This is a genomic window from Hydrogenophaga sp. FG152 (assembly GCF_057809615.1).
Genome location: NZ_JBMDKH010000012.1, coordinates 114,870 through 133,158, shown reverse-complemented (window position 1 = coordinate 133,158; position 18,289 = coordinate 114,870). Strand labels below are relative to the sequence as shown.

Here is an 18,289-nt window from a genome sequence, read left to right as displayed (position 1 = left end):
CAGGATTGCAAAATCAAACGCCTTCGCAGGGATGTGTCCTTGTGGTGGGTTGCGCACACACCGGGACCAAACGCCCGCCACCTGCTGAGGCGACACGGACCGGGGTCGGTCAGAGCTGGAAGCTGTTGCGTATCAGGCCCACGGCGAGTCCTTCGATTTCGAATGGCTCGCCCGGCTCGACGACGATGGTCTTGTAGTCGGGGTTTTCCGCGTGCAATTCAATCAGGTGCTGGCGCCGCATGAAGCGTTTGACGGTGACGTCGTCACCCAGGCGGGCCACCACGATCTGGCCGTTCTTGGCTTCCTTCGTGGCTTGCACGGCGAGCAGGTCGCCGTCCATGATGCCGATGTCGCGCATGGACATGCCACGCACCTTGAGCAGGTAGTCAGGCGTGCGCTGGAACAGGCTGCGCTCGACCTGGTAGGTCTGGTCCACATGCTCCTGCGCCAGGATGGGCGAGCCGGCCGCGACGCGACCGATCAGGGGGAGCACCAGCTGGGCCAGGCTGGGGATCGGCAGTGTAAGCTGGCGCCCGCGCGAATCGTTGATGGACTGCAGGTCTTCGCTGCGCAGGCGGATGCCACGCGAAGTGCCACTGACCAGTTCGATCACGCCCTTGCGCGCCAGCGCTTGCAGATGCTCTTCGGCGGCATTGGCCGACTTGAACCCGAGTTCGCTGGCAATTTCGGCACGGGTGGGCGGTGCGCCGGTGCGCGCGATCGCCGTCTGGATCAATTCCAGAATCTGTTGCTGCCGGGCGGTGAGCTTCGGTGCGGTATGGGGCATGTCGAGCATGAGGACCTCGTCGGGACGTGGTGGCCAAGGGGAACGCCATCTGGGGAAGCAGGAGCAACGCGGGAAGTGGCTGATACCTGTTTTCTTATCCAGTATCTGTATTTTTAACCAGTTTTCAAGGATTGGCAAGTGGTGGACACAAATCAGGGCCGGCGGCTCGTGATCCTGGGCACGGGCGGCACCATCGCCGGGCGTGCGGCGCAGGCGGGGGACAACGTGGGCTACGTGGCGGGGCAGGTCGGCGTTGCCGATCTGGTGGCGGCGGTGCCGGCTTTGGCCGGCGTGCCGTTGGAGGTGGAACAGGTCGCCCAGGTCGACAGCAAGGACATGGGCCTGCCGGTGTGGCGGGCGCTGGTGGCAAGACTCCGGGCACATCTGGACGATCCCCAGGTGTCGGCGGTGATCGTGACGCACGGCACCGACACCCTGGAGGAAACGGCGTTCGTGCTCCAGCGCCTGCTCCAGCCCACCAAGCCCGTGGTGCTGACCTGCGCGATGCGCCCGGCTTCCGCGCTGGTGCCGGATGGGCCGCAGAATCTTGCTGATGCGCTGGCCGTGGTGCGGCAGGGGGAGGCCGGCGTGGTGGTGGTGTGTGCCGGGCTGGTGCATGGGGCGCTGGAGGTGGCGAAGGTGCACACCTACCGCCTGGACGCTTTTGACTCCGGAGACGCGGGGCCGCTGGCTTGTGTGGAGGAGGGTGAGGTGCGCCGTTTCCGACACCGGGGTGCCTCTGTACCTTCCCACGATCCAGCCCTCCTGGCCCGCTTCCTGGCGGCCGATGCCCTGCCTCGGGTCGAACTGGTGACCAGTCATGCCGACGCGGACGGCAGCCTGGTGCGGGCCTTGATGGCGCCTGGCGCCGCTCGTCCCTTGCGGGGCATCGTGGTGGCCGGCACGGGCAACGGCACCGTTCACCAGGCGCTGTCCGATGCACTGAATGCCGCGCAGACGCAAGGGGTGCGGGTGGTGCTCGCAACGCGTTGTGCGCGCGGAAGGGTGGTGCCGCACGCTGGCCTGCCGTTCGAGCACTCGGCCGGGCTTTCGCCGGTCAAGGCCCGGTTGGCGCTGGCGCTGGACCTGCTGATGGATTGATGCGATGTTCGCCGCGCTCGGTGCCCACGCCTGGGCTTACCCCATGCTGGAAGTGGCCCATCTGCTGGGCGTGGCGCTGTTGCTGGGCAACCTGACGCTGCTGGAGCTGCGGGTGTTCGGCTGGGGCCAGAGTCTGCCTGTGGAGCCTCTGGCGAAACTGAGTCTGGGCCTGGTGGCGGTGGGTTTTGCGCTGGCCGCTGCTTCGGGTCTTCTGATGTTCGGTACCCAGGCCGGGGAACTGCTGGCCAATCGCGTGTTCACAGCGAAGATGGTGTTGATCATGCTGGCGGGGTGCAACGCCGGCTGGTTCCACGCCCGCCGATCGCTGCAGCGCCAGGACCGCGCCGCGCGCCTCCTGATGCTGCTGTCGTCGGCCTTGTGGCTGCTGGTGCTGACCTGCGGCCGTTGGATCGGTTACGTGTGATGGGAAGGAGATCTCCGTGCAAAGACGTGATGTGATTCGGACCGGCGCCTGGCTGGGTCTGGGGTGGGCGGGTGGGGCGCTGGCCCACCATGGCTGGAGCAGCTTCGACCAGGACCGGCCGATCTACCTGGAGGGGCGGGTGGTCGACGTGAAGTGGCGCAACCCGCACGCCGAGCTGGTGCTGGAGCTGCCCGAGGCCCTGCGCCTGCCGGCCGACCTTGGCCAGCGCCCTTTGCCTGCCCAGACGGCGGGCATCGACGGGCCCGCGCTGCTGGCCAAGACCGCGCTGCCCACGCGCCGCGACCGGCGCTGGGAGATCGAACTGGCGCCGCTGTTCCGCCTGGGGCAATGGCAGATGCCTGAGGTCAAGATCGGGGCCTCCCTGTCCACCGTGGGTTTCACGTTCAAGGACGAGAAGGGCGAAGCGATCCTGCGCGCCGAGTACGTGTTTCTGGATGGCAAGGTCTACGGCCTGCGCTCCAGTCCGGCTTGAGCTCCCATGAAAGCAGAACACCCGGCACGTGGCCGGGTGTTCTGCGGGAAGCCGGGGTGGCTTACTTCGACAGTGCCTCGAAGGCGCGTGCCGTGATGTCCTCGACCGAGCCCATACCGCTGATGGCGCGGTACTTGGGCGCGGCGGCCGCATCCGCGCGCGCCCAGCTGCTGTAGTAGTCGACGAGGGGGCGGGTCTGTGCGCTGTAGACCTCGAGCCGCTTTTTCACGGTCTCTTCCTTGTCGTCTTCGCGCTGGATCAGCGGTTCGCCGGTCACGTCGTCCTTGCCTTCCACCTTGGGCGGGTTGAACTTGACGTGGTAGGTGCGGCCCGAGGCGGGGTGCGAACGGCGGCCGCTCATGCGTTCGATGATGGCGTCGAACGGCACGTCGATTTCCAGCACGTAGTCCAGCTTCACGCCGGCGGACTTCATGGCATCGGCCTGCGGAATGGTGCGCGGGAAGCCGTCGAAGAGGAAGCCGTTGGCGCAGTCGGACTGGGCAATGCGTTCCTTGACCAGATTGATGATGAGGTCGTCGCTGACCAGACCGCCGGATTCCATCACGGCCTTGGCTTGCAGCCCCAGGGGGGTGCCGGCCTTCACAGCCGCGCGCAGCATGTCGCCGGTGGAGATCTGGGGGATGCCGTATTTTTGGCAAATGAACGTGGCTTGCGTTCCTTTGCCGGCACCCGGGGCGCCCAACAGAATCAGTCTCATCGCTTTCCTTTTTTCAGAGTTTCAATGGCTTGGCCGCTTGCCTCGAGCGGCGGCCCCAGGGCGTGGGAGCCGGGGCGACCGGTCGAGGATAGCACGGGCACCCTTCGCTCTGGCTGACAGGAAAAGGGCTTCGCCGCCCGCCGCAAGCCCCGTAATTCAGGCCTTGGCGAGCAGCTCGCGCACCCGTTGAAGATCTTGCGGCGTGTCCACGCCGGGGCCCGGTGCATGGGCCGTCATGTGCACCGCGATGCGGTGGCCGTGCCAGAGCACGCGCAATTGCTCCAGCGACTCGATGGCTTCCAGCGACGAAGGCTCCAGCTGGGGAAACTGCCGCAGGAAGCCGGCGCGATAGGCGTAGATGCCGACGTGGCGCAGTGGCGCAGGGGTCGGCAGCGCGCTCATGGGCTGGCCAGATGCCATGCCATCGCGCCACCAGGCGATGGGTGCGCGACTGAAGTACAGCGCGGTGCCCATGCGGTCGAGCACCACCTTCACCACATTGGGATTGAGGAAGTCGGTCGTGCTGTCGAGGACGTGGGCGGCGGTGCTCATCACGCAATCGTCGCGGCGCCGCAGTTCGGCTGCCACGGCGTCGATCAGCGTCGGCTCGATCAGTGGTTCGTCGCCTTGCACATTGACCACCAATGCCTCATCCGCCAGGCCGAGCAGGGCGCAGGCTTCGGCCAGGCGGTCGCTGCCGGAGGGGTGGTCGGTCCGCGTGAGCAGGGCTTGCACGCCGTGGGCGGCGCAGGCGTCGACGATGCGCGGATCGTCGGCCGCCACCACGCAGCGCGACGCGCCGCTCAGCATGGCGCGCTGCGCCACGCGCACCACCATGGGCACGCCAGCGATGTCGGCAAGGGGTTTGTCGGGCAGGCGTGTGGACGCCAGCCGGGCGGGAATGAGGACGGTGAAGTCGGCCGCCGCGATGGGCAGGCTCATGCGAGCGGGGCGGGGGCCGATGGGCGCGCCGCTTCCTCTTCGCTGATCGTGCGGGCCTCGTGTTCGAGCAGGATGGGAATGCCATCGCGCACCGGGTAGGCCAGGCGCGCGCTGCGCGAGAGCAGTTCCTGCTTGTCGCGGTCGAAGATCAGAGGGCCCTTGGTGACCGGGCAGACCAGCAGTTCGAGCAGTTTGGTGTCCATGGCGGAATGATAGTCGCGCCGGCTGGATCCGGGTTTCAAGGCGCGGGGCGCCAGGCGGCCAGATGCGCGTCGACCGCCTCGAAAAATGCCGGGTCGGGCGTGAGTTCGAGCGGGACCGCCCAGGCTTGCACGGAGCCGTCTGCCGGCAAAAGGGCAAAGAGTTTGGTCGCATCCTTCTCGGTGCAGACCAAGGGGTGCCGCGCGCCGTGCACCAGCTCGGCGTAGGCCGCCGGATCGGCGTGGTCCGGCAGGGCCACCTGCTGCGCGGGGGCGAGGCCGGCCTCCCGCAGCATGTCAAAGAACACCTCGGGCCGGGCGATGCCGGCCACCGCGCTCAGTGGCTCGCCCTTCAATTGCGACAGTTCGATGCGCTCGCCCCGGGGGCCGATGGCATGGGCGGCCAGTTGCCGCACTGCCCCGAATGCGGGCATGTCCGGCGCCGCCACACCCTTGGGGGCCGGTGCACCCGCGCGGCCTTGCCGCAGGAGAAGGTCGGGCCTGAACGGCGCGTGGCGCGCGGGCGGCCAGGGTTCGCGCAGCAGGCCGGCGGGCAGCAGCCAGCCATTGCCCACGCCGCGGTCGTCAAACACCGCGATGGCCAGTTGCCTTGCCAACGCGAGGTGCTGCAGCCCGTCGTCGCACACCAGCACATCCACGTCGGGGTGGGTGGCTTGCAGCGCGCGCGCGGCATCGATCCGGCGAGCCGCCACGAAGACGGGGACGCTGGTGCGCTGGTGAATCAGGAGAGGCTCGTCCCCGGCTTCGCTGGTTGGCGTGTCGGCGAGCACATGGGTCACGACGGTGGCGTGCCGGCCATGACCCCGCGAGACCACACCTGGATGCCAGCCCTGCGCCTGAAGGTGCTTGACCAGCGCGATGGTGCAGGGCGTCTTGCCCGCACCGCCGACCACCACGTTGCCGACCACGACGACCGGCACATCCATCTGGTGAACCTTCAGCAGCCCACGGGCATACAGCCAGCGGCGCAGGGCCATGAGCGAGCGGTACAGCAGGGAGACGGGCCAGAGCAGGCAGGACAGCGGGCCGCGCTGCTGGGCGCGCCGCAGCCAGGCGGCTTCCCGCGTCTGCCCCTGGGCCTGGCTCATGGCGGGCACCCGTGGCGTGTCAGGGTTTGCCGCGGGCGGGGGCACCCGTCTGCTGGGTGGCGAACGTGATCTGCACCAGGCCGGCCCGGCGGGCGGCGTCCATCACATTGATGACCGACTGGTGGGTGGCGGCGGCGTCCGCGCTGATGACGATGACCGTGTCGCGGTTGTCCTGTGAGGCTTCCGAGAGCACGCGCGTGAGGACCTCGACGCCCGCGCCCTCGAGCACCTGCCGGTTGATGGAGTAGCGGCCGTCGCTGCCCACCGCCACCACGATCTCGCGCGGGTTCTGCTTGGGCGCCTGCGCGTCGGCCACGGGAAGGTTCACCTTCAGTTCGGTGAACTTGCTGTAGGTGGTGGTGAGCATCAGGAAGATCAGCACCACCAGCAAGATGTCGATGAACGGGATCAGGTTGATCTCGGGCTCGTCGTGCTCACCGGTGCGGAAGTTCATAGCGTGGGCTTCCGCAGGCTCAGCAGGTGCCGGGCGAAGCGCTCGGCCGCGAGTTCCATGGCCAGCAGGTAGCTGTCCACCCGGGCGCGGAAGTAGCGCCAGAAGATCAGCGCGGGAATGGCGATGATCAGGCCGAACGCGGTGTTGTATAGCGCGATCGAGATGCCGTGCGCGAGCTGGCCGGGGTTGCCCATGCCGGGCACGGCACCAACGGTGTCCACCGCCTGCGAGCCAAAGATCTCGATCATGCCGATGACGGTGCCGAGCAGGCCGAGCAGGGGCGCGGCCGACGCGATCGTGGCCAGCGCGCCCAGGTAGCGCTGCAGCTTGGCGGCGGCCTCGCGGCCCGCGCCTTCCAGGCTGGCGCGCAGGTCGTCTTCGGTGGCGCGCGGGTTGACGTTGTAGGTGCGGAAACCGGTGGCGAGCACCGTGCCCAGCACGGAGTTCTGTTCAAGCTGCTTGACCACGTCCGGGCCCGGGATGCCGTTGCGCGAGACCATGATGGCTTCGTCGAGCAGCTTGGGCGGGAAGATCTTGCGCGTTTTGAGGCTGACGAAGCGTTCGATGACCAGGGCCATGCCGAGCACGGAACAGGCGATCAGGGGCCAGATGGGCCAGCCAGCGGCTTGTATGATGGAAAACAAATCAGAACTCCAGGCTAGTGCCACCGGACGCGGGTGGCCTTGAGGGTGCGAACGATTATGTCTCAGGCCCATGTGCGGCCCTCTGAAGGGACCGACCATTCGGCCCCTGCCCATGCCGTCCAGCCAGTCGGGCCCGATTCCCCTCCCCGATGCACAAATTCTGTGGATAACTTTGTGAAAAACTCACCCGAGATGCGCACGAACCCCCGTCCTGGCAGGGCCTGCGACACGTCGATCACAAAACAGGCACTGCAAATGTCTTTGGAATCAAGGCTCTTGGCGGCATCGCACGGCGCCATTGAAGGGTGTTTCGACATCGCCAGCAACGGCGCGGCTTGTGGACACATTTGCCCCGGAGATGCGCGTGGCTGAATCATTGTTCGATGCCGATCAGCCGTCTGCGCGGCGTGTGTGGGCAGTTGGCCCGCTGATGCGAGCCGTGGCCGACACCGTCTCGGCCCGATTCAATCCGGTGGCGGTTCGGGGGGAGCTTTCGGGCTTTTCGAGGGCGGCCAGCGGCCATTGTTATTTTTCGCTCAAGGACGACATCGGCCAGGTGCGTTGCGCCATGTTCAGGCGCTCGGCCGAGCAGTTGAGTTTTGCCCCGCGCGATGGCCAGCTGGTCGAGGCGCGTGGCAAGCTCGATGTCTACGGTGCGCGCGGCGATCTGCAGCTCATTGTCGAGTCGCTGCAGCCCGCGGGGCAAGGCGCGCTGTTCGAACAATTCCTCAAGCTCAAGGCCCAGCTGGAGGCCGAGGGTCTGTTCGAGGAGGCCCGCAAACGTCCGCTGCCCGCGCAGCCGCGCAGCATCGGCATCGTCACGTCTCTGGGTGCGGCGGCCTTGCGCGATGTGGTCACGGCGTTGAGGCGGCGGGTGCCCCACATCCCGGTGGTCATCTACCCGGCGGCCGTGCAGGGCGCACAGGCGCCTGCCGAGCTGTGCATCGCGCTGCAGGCCGCTTACCGCCGGCATGCCGACACCGGTGAAAGCGAGGTGCTGCTGCTCGTGCGCGGCGGCGGGTCGCTGGAAGACCTGTGGTCATTCAACGACCCGGTGCTGGTGCGCACCATCGCGCAGGCCCCGATGCCCGTGGTGTGCGGCGTCGGACATGAGACCGACTTCACTTTGGCCGATTTCGTGGCCGACCTTCGCGCGCCCACGCCGACGGCGGCGGCCGAGCTGTGCGCGCCCACGAAAGTGCAACGCCTCGGTGAACTGGCCTACCTGCAGGAACGCCTGAGCGATGGCGCCTATTCGGACATCGATCAGCGCGGTCAGCGGCTTGACCGCCTGGCCCAGCGCCTGGGGCGGCCCTCCGGGCGCATCCACGACAGCCTGCGGCACCTGGCCAGCCTGGAGCACGGCTTGCAGCGCAGCGGTTCGCTGGCGATCCAGCGCCAGCACAACCGCCTGCAGACCTTGCAGACCCAGTTGCCGCCATCCTTGCGGCGTGCGCTGGAGGCGCAGCGGCAGCGGTTGCAGCGCGGCCAGGCTGCGCTGGGCCTGCTCGATCCGCAACTCGTGCTGCAGCGGGGCTATGCCTTTCTCACCGACGAACATGGTGCTGCGCTCACGCGCGCCGCTCAAGCCCGGCCCGGGCAATCGCTGCGCGCGACGCTGGCCGATGGCCCGCTGGATGTGAGGGTGGAAGGCTGAATCCCCGAGGGCCGAGAAACCCTGATCGCTCTGCCGTCACTGGCCTTGCCTACAATGCGGAGGCCCGATTGCCTTGTGCCCCGCTTCCCGCGGCCAAGCGCGCCATTTCACAACACCAACGCAAGAGGAACCCCATGGAACACACGCTGCCCAAACTGCCCTACGACCTGGACGCCCTGGCCCCGCACTACAGCCGCGAGACGCTCGAGTACCACCACGGCAAGCACCACAACGCGTATGTGGTCAACCTGAACAACCTGCAAAAGGGCACGGAGTTCGAGAACATGGACCTCGAGTCCATCATCAAGAAGTCCAGCGGCGGCATCTACAACAACTCGGCCCAGATCTGGAACCACACCTTCTTCTGGAACTGCATGAAGCCCAACGGCGGTGGTGAGCCTTCCGGCGCGCTGGCCGCGGCCATCACGGCCAAGTGGGGCAGCTATGCCGCGTTCAAGGAAGCCTTCGTCAAGTCCGCCGTGGGCAACTTCGGCTCGGGCTGGACCTGGCTGGTGAAGAAGGCCGACGGCTCGGTCGACATCGTCAACATGGGCGCAGCCGGCACCCCGCTGACCACGGGCGACAAGGCCCTGCTGACCGTGGACGTGTGGGAGCACGCCTACTACATCGACTACCGCAATCTGCGCCCCAAGTTCGTCGAGACCTTCCTCGACAAACTGGTGAATTGGTCGTTCGCCGAAGCCAACTTCGCCTGATCGCATGCGCCAGCATCAAGGGCTCGGAGGGTGACCTTCGGGCCCTTTTTGCTGTCTGGCGGCATGAAAGCATGCAATTTTTTTTGCGCGTGTTTTGTATTGTGGGAATGTGATCCCAAAAACGAATGCCTGGTCCTTGCGCTGAAAGCACAATCACGGGATACCGATCACCGTATCCGCGCGACCTGCGTGGATGCCGGTCGGCACCGCACCCAACAACCTCTGGAGATAAGCAATGAGCAGCCAGCAACCCACCATCATCTACACCCTGACGGACGAGGCCCCCTTGCTGGCCACCAGTGCGTTCCTCCCCGTCATCCGCACCTTCGCGGCGCCCGCGGGCATCAACGTCACCACCGCCGACATCTCGGTGGCCGGGCGCGTGCTGGCGGCTTTCCCTGAGTACCTGTCCGAAGAACAGCGCGTCAGCGACGACTTGGCCGCGCTGGGCAAACTCACGCTCAAGCCTGAGGCCAACATCATCAAGCTGCCCAACATCAGCGCGTCGGTGGCGCAGCTGAAGGCCGCCATCAGCGAGCTGCAGCAAAAGGGCTACAAGATCCCGGACTTCCCCGAGAGCCCGAAGACGGACGAGGAAAAGGACATCCGCGCCCGCTACAACAAGTGCACCGGCAGTGCGGTGAACCCGGTGCTGCGCGAGGGCAACTCGGACCGCCGCGCCCCCAAGGCGGTGAAGGAATACGCCCGCAAGAACCCGCACAGCATGGGTGAGTGGAGCCAGGCTTCGCGTTCGCACGTCTCGCACATGCACCACGGCGACTTCTACCACGGTGAGAAGTCCATGACCCTGGACAAGGCGCGCGACGTCAAGATGGAGCTGATCACCAAGAGCGGCAAGACCATCGTGCTCAAGCCCAAGGTCGCGCTGCTGGACCGTGAGGTGATCGACTCGATGTTCATGAGCAAGAAGGCGCTGCTGGCCTTCTACGAAAAGGAGATCGAGGACGCGCGCAAGACCGGCGTGATGTTCTCGCTGCACGTCAAGGCCACCATGATGAAGGTGTCGCACCCCATCGTGTTCGGCCACTGCGTGCGCATCTTCTACCGCGAAGCCTTCGAAAAACACGGCAAGCTGTTCGACGAACTGGGCGTGAACGTCAACAACGGCATGGTGGATCTGTACAACAAGATCGCCACGCTGCCGCAGAGCAAGCAGGACGAGATCAAGCGCGACCTGCACGCCTGCCACGAAGGCCGCCCCGAGCTGGCCATGGTCGACTCGGCCAAGGGCATCACCAACTTCCATTCGCCCAATGACGTGATCGTCGACGCCTCCATGCCGGCGATGATCCGCAACAGCGGCAAGATGTGGGGCGCCGACGGCCGCCTGAAGGATGTCAAGGCCGTGATGCCCGAATCGACCTTCGCCCGCATCTACCAGGAGATGATCAACTTCTGCAAATGGCACGGCGCGTTCGACCCCAAGACGATGGGCACTGTGCCCAACGTGGGCCTGATGGCCCAGCAGGCCGAGGAATATGGCTCGCACGACAAGACCTTCGAGATCCCCGAAGACGGCGTGGCCAACATCACCGACCTGGCCACCGGCGAAGTGCTGATGAGCCAGGACGTGGAGCAGGGCGACATCTGGCGCATGTGCCAGGTCAAGGACGCCGCCATCCGCGACTGGGTCAAATTGGCCGTGACCCGCGCGCGCAACTCGGGCATGCCCGTGGTGTTCTGGCTCGATGCCTACCGCCCGCACGAAGCCCAGCTGATCACCAAGGTCAAGATGTACCTGCACGAGCACAACACGGCCGGTCTGGACATCCAGATCATGAGCCAGGTGCGCGCCATGCGTTACACCCTGGAGCGCGTGATCCGCGGACAGGACACCATCAGCGCCACCGGCAACATCCTGCGCGACTACCTGACCGACCTGTTCCCGATCATGGAACTGGGCACCAGCGCCAAGATGCTGTCCATCGTGCCCCTGATGGCTGGTGGCGGCATGTACGAAACCGGTGCCGGCGGCTCCGCCCCCAAGCACGTGCAGCAGCTGGTGGAAGAGAACCACCTGCGCTGGGATTCCCTGGGTGAGTTCCTGGCCTTGGCCGTGAGCTTCGAGGACCTGGGCCTGAAGAACAACAACGCCTCCGCCAAGCTGCTGGCCAAGACCCTGGACGCGGCCACCGGCAAGCTGCTGGACAACAACAAGAACCCGTCGCCCAAGACCGGCCAGCTCGACAACCGGGGCAGCCAGTTCTACCTGGCGCTGTACTGGGCCCAGGAACTGGCCGCGCAGACCGAAGACAAGGCGCTGGCCGACAAGTTCGCGCCCCTGGCCAAGGCGCTGGCCGACAACGAGAAGACCATCGTCAAGGAACTGGCCGACGTGCAGGGCAAGCCAGTCGACATCGGCGGTTACTACAAGCCCGACTTCGCCAAGCTGGAGACCATCATGCGCCCCAGCAAGACGTTCAACGCGGCGCTGGCCTTGCTGAAGGCCTGACGCAGAAAGAAGGCCACCGGAAACGGTGGCTTTCTTACTTGGTGAACGGGGCGCCGCTCAGGCGCGAGCCGGCCTTGATGCCGCGCTTGTCGAACCAGCCCTGGTGCATTTCGAGCACGTAGCGCACCGGCTTGGCCGAGCAGTGCGAGTCCAGGCTCTGGGGCTGCATGTTCGCGAGGTTGACGATGGTGCCGTCGTCGGCCACGAACGCGGCCGTCAGCGGCAGCAGCGTATTTTTCATCCAGAAGCACTGGCCGGAGGGCTGCTCGAACACGAACAGCATGCCTTCGTTGACCGGCATCTCCTTGCGGAACATCAGCCCCACGGCGCGCTCCTGCGGCGTGGCCGCGACCTGCGCCTGGATCAGGTGCATGCCGGCCGACAGGCCGACACGGGGCAACTGGAGCTGGGGCCCTTCCTGAGACCAGGCCGGCCCCGACAGCAGGAAGAACAGGCAGATCAGGCGGGTGAGCAGGCGTTTCATGCGGTGAAGCGGGTAAGTCGGGTCAGGCCCGCATTGTCTGCCATCGGGGCACGGCCAGGCGGGGGCTGAAGCTCCGAGTCTAGAATTCGCGCTCTTGTTCCCTTCCTCAGCCCTCTGGACCCCCATCGACATGTACCAGTACATCCGCGTGCCCGCCCAAGGTCAGAAGATCACCGTCAATGCCGACATGTCGCTCCAGGTGCCTGACGAACCCATCGTGCCTTACATCGAAGGCGACGGCACCGGCCTGGACATCACGCCGGTGATGCTCAAGGTGGTGGACGCCGCCGTGGCCAAGGCCTATGGTGGCCGCCGCAAAATCCACTGGATGGAGGTCTATGTCGGCCAGAAGGCCACCCAGGTCTACGGGCCGGACGTCTGGCTGCCGGAGGAAACCCTGGACGCCTTGCGCGCTCACGTGGTGTCCATCAAAGGTCCCTTGTCCACGCCTGCCGGTGGGCCGTTCCGCTCGCTGAACGTGGCGCTGCGCCAGGCGCTCGACCTCTATGTCTGCCTGCGTCCTGTGCAGTACTTCGAGGGCGTTCCGTCACCGCTGAAGGAGCCCGAGAAAACCAACATGGTGGTGTTCCGCGAGAACTCGGAAGACATCTATGCCGGGATCGAGTACGAGGCCGGCTCTCCTCAGGCGCAAAGCCTGATTCGCCTGCTTCAGGAAGAAATGGGCGTGATCAGCATCCGTTTCCCGGCCACCTCGGGCATCGGCATCAAGACCGTGTCCATGGAGGGTACCGAGCGCCTGATGCGCAAGGCGATCCAGTACGCCATCGACCACGACAAGCCCAGCGTGACCATCGTGCACAAGGGCAACATCATGCGCTACACGGAAGGCGGCTTCCGCGACTGGGCCTACGCGCTGGCCCAGAAGGAATTCGGCGCGGCCTTGCTCGACGGCGGGCCGTGGTGCCAGTTCCGCAACCCGAAGACCGGCCGGGACATCGTCATCAAGGACTGTTTTGCCGACGACTTCCTGCAACAGATCCTGTTGCGCCCGCTGGACTTCTCGGTGGTGGCCACGCTCAACCTCAACGGCGACTACATCGCCGACGCGCTGGCGGCCCAGGTGGGCGGCATCGGCATTGCGCCGGGTGCCAACCTGTCCGATTCCCTGGCGTGCTTCGAGCCCACCCACGGCCCCGTGCCCAGGTTCGCGGGCAAGGACTACGCCAACCCATGCGCCGAAATCCTTGCCGCCGAGATGATGCTTCGGCACCTGGGTTGGAAGGAGGCCGCCGACGTGGTCATCGCCGCCCTGCGCAGCGCCATCGACAGCAAGCAGGTGACCCACGACTTCGCGCGGCTGATGTCCGGCGCCACCCAGGTCAGCTGCTCCGGTTTTGGCGACGTGATGATCGAGAGCATGTAAATCGCGCCCGGGCGGCCGATCCGTTCCCCCCGCCCAGGCGTGCGGTGGGAAGAAGCGCACGAATGCCGCCCAACTCGGTGGTTTTCAAGTCAGCTTTCGCTTCACAATGACGCATGGCTGATGCAGGTTGCCACACCCCCCGCCGACCCGAAGGCACTGCTGTTTCGGGCCGTCGGGAGGCTGTTGTATTCCCGCACGATGTGGCGGTGCAACGCGCACCGCTAGAATCATTTTCATGGCCACCCAGAACCCCAAGAAACCGCCCAACCCTGTCGTCTCGCCCCCCAGCACGGGCAGCGACGACTCGGTGGTGCTGGAGCGGCGCGCGCAGCGCACCCAACCTCCCCAGATGTTCCAGGTGGTGCTGCTCAACGACGATTTCACGCCCATGGAGTTCGTGGTGCACGTCATCCAGGAGTTTTTCAGCAAGGACCGGGAGACCGCCACCCAGATCATGCTCAAGATCCATCTGGAAGGAAAAGGCATCTGCGGCGTGTATTCGCGCGATGTCGCCAGCACCAAAGTGGATCAGGTGCTCCAGGCCGCCCGGGCGGCGGGGCATCCATTGCAATGTCTGAGTGAACCGGTTGAATAAATCCGAATCCACCCCATCTGAGCCCTAGTCAGCCCTCTTGACCTTTTTGAACCAGACGATTGCCTCTCCGATCACCCAGCCCAAAGGACGTGCCCAATGATTGCCCAGGAACTTGAAGTCAGCTTGCATATGGCCTTTGTCGAGGCCCGGCAGCAGCGGCACGAATTCATCACGGTGGAGCACCTGTTGCTCGCGCTGCTGGACAACCCCAGCGCCGCCGAGGTTTTGCGCGCCTGCTCGGCCAACATCGACGACCTTCGCAAATCCTTGACGAACTTCATCAAGGACAACACCCCGCAGGTGGCCGGCACCGACGAGGTGGACACCCAGCCCACGCTGGGCTTTCAGCGCGTCATCCAGCGCGCCATCATGCACGTGCAGTCCACCGGCAACGGCAAGAAGGAAGTCACCGGCGCCAACGTGCTGGTGGCCATCTTCGGCGAGAAGGACTCGCACGCCGTTTACTACCTGCACCAGCAGGGCGTGACGCGCCTGGACGTGGTGAACTTCATCGCCCACGGCATCCGCAAGAGCGACCCACCGGAGCCCACCAAGTCGGGCGAGAGCGCGGCCGAGAACGAGGAAGCCAGCGAAGCCAAGGGCAACGAGAAAGCCTCGCCCCTGGAGCAGTTCACCCAGAACCTGAACCAGATGGCCAAGGATGGCAAGATCGACCCGCTGATCGGCCGCGAGTACGAGGTCGAGCGCGTGATCCAGATCCTGTGCCGCCGCCGCAAGAACAACCCACTGCTGGTGGGCGAAGCCGGCGTGGGCAAGACCGCCATCGCCGAGGGCCTGGCCTGGCGCATCACCCAGGGCGACGTGCCCGAGATCCTCGCCGAGTCTGCCGTCTACTCGCTCGACATGGGCGCTTTGCTGGCCGGCACCAAGTACCGCGGTGATTTCGAGCAACGCCTCAAGGGTGTGCTCAAGTCGCTCAAGGACAAGCCCAACGCCATCCTGTTCATCGACGAGATCCACACGCTGATCGGTGCGGGAGCCGCCTCGGGGGGCACGCTGGACGCGTCCAACCTGCTCAAGCCGGCGCTCTCCAGCGGCCAGCTCAAGTGCATCGGCGCCACCACCTTCAGCGAGTACCGCGGCATCTTCGAAAAAGACGCGGCGTTGTCGCGCCGTTTCCAGAAGGTCGACGTGGTCGAGCCGACGGTGGCCGAGACGGTGGACATCCTCAAGGGGCTGAAGTCGCGCTTTGAAGAGCACCATGGCGTGAAATACGCCGTGGCCGCCTTGCAGGCCGCCGCCGAACTCAGCGCGAAATACATCAACGACCGCCACCTGCCCGACAAGGCCATCGACGTGATCGACGAGGCCGGCGCCGCCCAGCGCATCCTGCCGGTGTCCAAGCGCAAGAAGACCATCAGCAAGGCCGAGGTCGAGGAAATCGTGGCCAAGATCGCCCGCATTCCCCCGGCGAACGTGTCCAACGACGACCGCAGCAAGCTGCAGACGCTGGAGCGCGACCTCAAGAGCGTGGTGTTCGGCCAGGACAAGGCTCTGGAAGTGCTGGCGTCGTCGGTCAAGATGGCGCGTTCGGGCCTGGGCAAGGCAGACAAGCCGATTGGTGCCTTCCTGTTCAGCGGCCCCACCGGCGTCGGCAAGACCGAAGCCGCCAAGCAGCTGGCCTACATCATGGGCATCGACCTGATCCGCTTCGACATGTCGGAGTACATGGAGCGCCATGCCGTGAGCCGCCTGATCGGTGCGCCCCCCGGCTACGTGGGCTTCGACCAGGGTGGCCTGCTGACCGAGGCCATCACCAAGAAGCCGCACTGCGTGCTGCTGCTCGACGAAATCGAGAAGGCGCACCCGGACATCTTCAACGTGCTGCTGCAGGTGATGGACCATGGCACGCTGACCGACAACAACGGGCGCAAGGCCGACTTCCGCAACGTCATCATCATCATGACGACGAACGCGGGTGCCGAGACCATGAACAAGGCGACCATCGGTTTCACGAACCCGCGAGAAGCGGGCGACGAGATGGCCGACATCAAGCGCCTGTTCACGCCCGAGTTCCGCAACCGCCTGGATGCGACCGTCAGCTTCAAGGCGCTGGATGAGAACATCATCATGCGCGTGGTCGACAAGTTCCTGCTCCAGCTGGAAACGCAACTGGCCGAGAAGAAGGTCGAGGTCACGTTCACCGACGGGCTTCGCAAGCACCTGGCGAAGAAGGGCTTCGACCCGCTGATGGGCGCGCGCCCGATGCAGCGCCTGATTCAGGACACGATCCGCCGCGCCCTGGCCGACGAACTGCTGTTCGGGCGCCTCACCGAAGGTGGGCGCCTGACGGTGGACATCGAGACCAAGCAGGACGAAGCGGGCAAGGAAACGCAGGAGGTCATGCTCGACATCCAGCCTTTGTCGAAGAAGGAAGGCAAGGCCAAGCCCGAGGAAGCCACGGCGGGCTGAGTTCCGACGACGTCTGAATGAAGAAGGCCCGGTCATACCGGGCCTTTTTTCTTGGGCGATCGCCGGATCAGCGCTTCTTGCTGCCACCCAGCAGGCCACCGAGCATGCCGCGCACGATCTGGCGGCCCAGGCCACTGGCCACGCTGCGGGCCGCCGTCTTGGCCATGGTCTGCACCAGGCCGTCGTATTGCCCGCCACGTGGGCCGGTGCGGCCGAACAGCGCTTCGTTGACCATGTTGCCGAAGCCGCCGCTCTCGGCCGGTGCCTGCTGCTTGTCCGCGCCCGGAATGCGGGGCGTCTTCGCGGCCGAGGACGCTTCGGTGGGTTCCTCCGCGCCGCGTTTTCCGGCGTGGTTGGCAAACATCTCGTAGGCGCTTTCGCGGTCCACCACCTTTTCGTACACACCCGCCACCAGCGAGTTCTGGCGCAGTTGCTGGCGCTGGGCGTCGGTGATGGGGCCCAGCTGGCTGCCTGGCGGCACCACGAAGACGCGCTCGGTCTCGGTCGGGCGGCCCTTGGGGTCGAGCAAGCTGACCAGGGCTTCGCCCACGGCCAGCTCGGTGATCGCGGCTTCGATGTCCAGTCCCGCCTTGGGACGCATGGTCTGGGCGGTGGATTTCACGGCCTTCTGGTCGCGGGGCGTGAAGGCGCGCAGCGCGTGCTGCACGCGGTTGCCGAGCTGACCGAGCACGCTGTCGGGAATGTCAAGCGGGTTCTGCGTGACGAAATAGACCCCCACACCCTTGGAGCGCACCAGCCGCACCACGAGCTCGATGCGCTCGATCAGCACCTTGGGTGCTTCGTTGAACAGCAGGTGGGCTTCGTCGAAGAAGAAGACCAGCTTGGGCTTGTCCGGGTCGCCGATCTCGGGCAGGGTCTCGAACAGCTCGGACAGCATCCACAGCAGGAAGGTGGCGTACAGGCGCGGCGCGTTCATCAGCTTGTCGGCCGCCAGCACATTGATCACGCCCTTGCCGTCCACCGTCTGCATGAAGTCGCTGATGTCGAGCATGGGCTCGCCGAAGAACTTGTCGCCCCCTTGCTGCTCGACCTGCATCAGCCCGCGCTGGATGGCTCCGATGCTGGCGGCGCTGATGTTGCCGTACTCGGTGGTGAACTGCTTGGCGTTGTCGCCGATGTGCTGCAGCATGGCCCGCAGGTCTTTCATGTCGAGAAGCAGCAGGCCGTTGTCGTCGGCGATCTTGAACACCAGGTTGAGCACGCCGGCCTGGGTGTCGTTGAGGTTGAGCATGCGCGCGAGCAGCAGCGGGCCCATGTCGCTGATGGTGGCGCGCACCGGGTGGCCCAGCTCGCCGAACACGTCCCACAGCGTGGTGGGGCAGGCGTGCGAGGCGGGTGGGGTGATGCCCCGGTCTTTCAGGATGGCGCTCATCTTCTCGCCGAAGCTGCCCGGCTGGCTGATGCCGGAAAGGTCACCCTTGACGTCGGCCATGAACACCGGCACGCCGATGTTCGAGAACTGCTCGGCCAGCGTCTGCAGGGTCACGGTCTTGCCCGTGCCCGTGGCGCCGGTGATCAGGCCATGGCGGTTCGCGAGCCCGGGCAACAGCTGGCAGGTGGTGGTGGCGTTCTGGGCGATCAGCATCGGTTCGGCCATGGCAAGGGTTCCTCAGGGAAGGCGGTTCGGGTGAAAACGTAAAATCGCAGGCTTATT

Annotated in this window: 18 protein-coding genes; 9 read left to right on the top strand and 9 right to left on the bottom strand. The window is 65.7% G+C overall.

What is annotated here, in order from left to right; all coding sequences use genetic code 11:
- Window positions 1-109: 109 nt before the first annotated feature.
- Window positions 110-787 carry a transcriptional repressor LexA gene (gene lexA, locus ACODTB_RS15665; RefSeq protein ID WP_382163966.1) on the bottom strand — a complete coding sequence of 226 codons (678 nt, stop codon included), beginning with the start codon at window positions 785-787 and terminating at the stop codon, window positions 110-112.
- A gap of 141 nt (window positions 788-928) precedes the next feature.
- On the opposite strand from lexA, the gene ACODTB_RS15660 reads away from it, so the two are divergent.
- The 3 genes from ACODTB_RS15660 to ACODTB_RS15650 are packed head-to-tail and all read left to right on the top strand — an operon-like array spanning window position 929 to window position 2,805.
- Window positions 929-1,888, top strand: a complete 960-nt coding sequence (locus ACODTB_RS15660) for an asparaginase (RefSeq protein ID WP_488929464.1) — start codon at window positions 929-931, stop codon at window positions 1,886-1,888.
- Between the two features lie 4 nt (window positions 1,889-1,892).
- Window positions 1,893-2,312 (top strand): hypothetical protein, encoded by a 420-nt coding sequence (locus ACODTB_RS15655; protein WP_291117098.1) that lies wholly within the window; start codon window positions 1,893-1,895, stop codon window positions 2,310-2,312.
- Window positions 2,313-2,322: 10 nt separating this feature from the next.
- Complete coding sequence (locus tag ACODTB_RS15650) at window positions 2,323-2,805, top strand: DUF6152 family protein (RefSeq protein WP_488929471.1); 483 nt, start codon at window positions 2,323-2,325, stop codon at window positions 2,803-2,805.
- 61 nt (window positions 2,806-2,866) lie between these two features.
- Here ACODTB_RS15650 and adk read toward each other — a convergent pair whose 3' ends face one another.
- The 6 genes from adk to ACODTB_RS15620 all read right to left on the bottom strand — a co-directional run bounded on the left by adk (window position 2,867) and on the right by ACODTB_RS15620 (window position 6,872).
- Window positions 2,867-3,523 (bottom strand): adenylate kinase, encoded by a 657-nt coding sequence (gene adk, locus ACODTB_RS15645; RefSeq protein WP_291117094.1) that lies wholly within the window; start codon window positions 3,521-3,523, stop codon window positions 2,867-2,869.
- 156 nt (window positions 3,524-3,679) lie between these two features.
- Window positions 3,680-4,465: a 3-deoxy-manno-octulosonate cytidylyltransferase gene (gene kdsB / locus ACODTB_RS15640; RefSeq protein WP_291117091.1), complete on the bottom strand. Its 786-nt coding sequence runs from the start codon at window positions 4,463-4,465 to the stop codon at window positions 3,680-3,682.
- Window positions 4,462-4,668 carry a Trm112 family protein gene (locus ACODTB_RS15635; RefSeq protein ID WP_291117088.1) on the bottom strand — a complete coding sequence of 69 codons (207 nt, stop codon included), beginning with the start codon at window positions 4,666-4,668 and terminating at the stop codon, window positions 4,462-4,464. Before ACODTB_RS15635 ends, kdsB begins: the two co-directional genes overlap by 4 nt.
- Window positions 4,669-4,703: 35 nt before the next feature.
- Entirely contained in the window at window positions 4,704-5,774 is a 1,071-nt protein-coding gene (gene lpxK, locus ACODTB_RS15630) for a tetraacyldisaccharide 4'-kinase (RefSeq protein ID WP_291117085.1), read from the bottom strand.
- A 19-nt stretch (window positions 5,775-5,793) separates the two neighbouring features.
- Entirely contained in the window at window positions 5,794-6,228 is a 435-nt protein-coding gene (locus ACODTB_RS15625; RefSeq protein ID WP_291117082.1) for an ExbD/TolR family protein, read from the bottom strand.
- On the bottom strand, window positions 6,225-6,872 hold the full coding sequence (locus tag ACODTB_RS15620; protein ID WP_291117079.1) for a MotA/TolQ/ExbB proton channel family protein: 648 nt from the start codon (window positions 6,870-6,872) through the stop codon (window positions 6,225-6,227). Before ACODTB_RS15620 ends, ACODTB_RS15625 begins: the two co-directional genes overlap by 4 nt.
- A gap of 358 nt (window positions 6,873-7,230) precedes the next feature.
- Here ACODTB_RS15620 and xseA point away from each other — a divergent pair, with 358 nt between their 5' ends.
- The 3 genes from xseA (at window position 7,231) to ACODTB_RS15605 (ending at window position 11,718) form a co-directional block, all read left to right on the top strand.
- Entirely contained in the window at window positions 7,231-8,529 is a 1,299-nt protein-coding gene (xseA, locus tag ACODTB_RS15615) for an exodeoxyribonuclease VII large subunit (protein WP_488929470.1), read from the top strand.
- 134 nt (window positions 8,530-8,663) lie between these two features.
- Window positions 8,664-9,245: a superoxide dismutase gene (locus ACODTB_RS15610; protein WP_291117076.1), complete on the top strand. Its 582-nt coding sequence runs from the start codon at window positions 8,664-8,666 to the stop codon at window positions 9,243-9,245.
- A 235-nt stretch (window positions 9,246-9,480) separates the two neighbouring features.
- Window positions 9,481-11,718 carry an NADP-dependent isocitrate dehydrogenase gene (locus ACODTB_RS15605; RefSeq protein ID WP_291117073.1) on the top strand — a complete coding sequence of 746 codons (2,238 nt, stop codon included), beginning with the start codon at window positions 9,481-9,483 and terminating at the stop codon, window positions 11,716-11,718.
- A gap of 34 nt (window positions 11,719-11,752) precedes the next feature.
- Here ACODTB_RS15605 and ACODTB_RS15600 read toward each other — a convergent pair whose 3' ends face one another.
- Window positions 11,753-12,202, bottom strand: coding sequence for a DUF192 domain-containing protein (locus ACODTB_RS15600; protein ID WP_291117070.1), 450 nt, complete (start codon window positions 12,200-12,202; stop codon window positions 11,753-11,755).
- Window positions 12,203-12,332: 130 nt separating this feature from the next.
- Here ACODTB_RS15600 and icd point away from each other — a divergent pair, with 130 nt between their 5' ends.
- The 3 genes from icd (at window position 12,333) to clpA (ending at window position 16,614) form a co-directional block, all read left to right on the top strand.
- Window positions 12,333-13,586, top strand: a complete 1,254-nt coding sequence (icd, locus tag ACODTB_RS15595; protein WP_291117235.1) for an NADP-dependent isocitrate dehydrogenase — start codon at window positions 12,333-12,335, stop codon at window positions 13,584-13,586.
- Between the two features lie 235 nt (window positions 13,587-13,821).
- Window positions 13,822-14,181, top strand: coding sequence for an ATP-dependent Clp protease adapter ClpS (gene clpS, locus ACODTB_RS15590; protein ID WP_291117066.1), 360 nt, complete (start codon window positions 13,822-13,824; stop codon window positions 14,179-14,181).
- A 96-nt stretch (window positions 14,182-14,277) separates the two neighbouring features.
- The gene (gene clpA / locus ACODTB_RS15585; protein WP_291117064.1) at window positions 14,278-16,614 is read left to right on the top strand and encodes an ATP-dependent Clp protease ATP-binding subunit ClpA; all 2,337 of its coding nucleotides are present in this window, start codon (window positions 14,278-14,280) and stop codon (window positions 16,612-16,614) included.
- A gap of 67 nt (window positions 16,615-16,681) precedes the next feature.
- Here clpA and ACODTB_RS15580 read toward each other — a convergent pair whose 3' ends face one another.
- Window positions 16,682-18,232: a helicase HerA-like C-terminal domain-containing protein gene (locus ACODTB_RS15580; protein ID WP_291117061.1), complete on the bottom strand. Its 1,551-nt coding sequence runs from the start codon at window positions 18,230-18,232 to the stop codon at window positions 16,682-16,684.
- Window positions 18,233-18,289 lie beyond the last annotated feature (57 nt).

Bases quoted from the DNA above. Each gene is read 5' to 3' on its own strand.
- adk (WP_291117094.1), bottom strand. From the start codon at position 3,523: ATGAGACTGATTCTGTTGGGCGCCCCGGGTGCCGGCAAAGGAACGCAA.
- ACODTB_RS15605 (WP_291117073.1), top strand. From the start codon at position 9,481: ATGAGCAGCCAGCAACCCACCATCATCTACACCCTGACGGACGAGGCC.
- ACODTB_RS15625 (WP_291117082.1), bottom strand. From the start codon at position 6,228: ATGAACTTCCGCACCGGTGAGCACGACGAGCCCGAGATCAACCTGATC.
- icd (WP_291117235.1), top strand. From the start codon at position 12,333: ATGTACCAGTACATCCGCGTGCCCGCCCAAGGTCAGAAGATCACCGTC.
- kdsB (WP_291117091.1), bottom strand. From the start codon at position 4,465: ATGAGCCTGCCCATCGCGGCGGCCGACTTCACCGTCCTCATTCCCGCC.
- lexA (WP_382163966.1), bottom strand. From the start codon at position 787: ATGCCCCATACCGCACCGAAGCTCACCGCCCGGCAGCAACAGATTCTG.
- clpS (WP_291117066.1), top strand. From the start codon at position 13,822: ATGGCCACCCAGAACCCCAAGAAACCGCCCAACCCTGTCGTCTCGCCC.
- ACODTB_RS15580 (WP_291117061.1), bottom strand. From the start codon at position 18,232: ATGGCCGAACCGATGCTGATCGCCCAGAACGCCACCACCACCTGCCAG.
- ACODTB_RS15600 (WP_291117070.1), bottom strand. From the start codon at position 12,202: ATGAAACGCCTGCTCACCCGCCTGATCTGCCTGTTCTTCCTGCTGTCG.
- clpA (WP_291117064.1), top strand. From the start codon at position 14,278: ATGATTGCCCAGGAACTTGAAGTCAGCTTGCATATGGCCTTTGTCGAG.
- lpxK (WP_291117085.1), bottom strand. From the start codon at position 5,774: ATGAGCCAGGCCCAGGGGCAGACGCGGGAAGCCGCCTGGCTGCGGCGC.
- ACODTB_RS15655 (WP_291117098.1), top strand. From the start codon at position 1,893: ATGTTCGCCGCGCTCGGTGCCCACGCCTGGGCTTACCCCATGCTGGAA.
- xseA (WP_488929470.1), top strand. From the start codon at position 7,231: ATGCGCGTGGCTGAATCATTGTTCGATGCCGATCAGCCGTCTGCGCGG.
- ACODTB_RS15610 (WP_291117076.1), top strand. From the start codon at position 8,664: ATGGAACACACGCTGCCCAAACTGCCCTACGACCTGGACGCCCTGGCC.
- ACODTB_RS15635 (WP_291117088.1), bottom strand. From the start codon at position 4,668: ATGGACACCAAACTGCTCGAACTGCTGGTCTGCCCGGTCACCAAGGGC.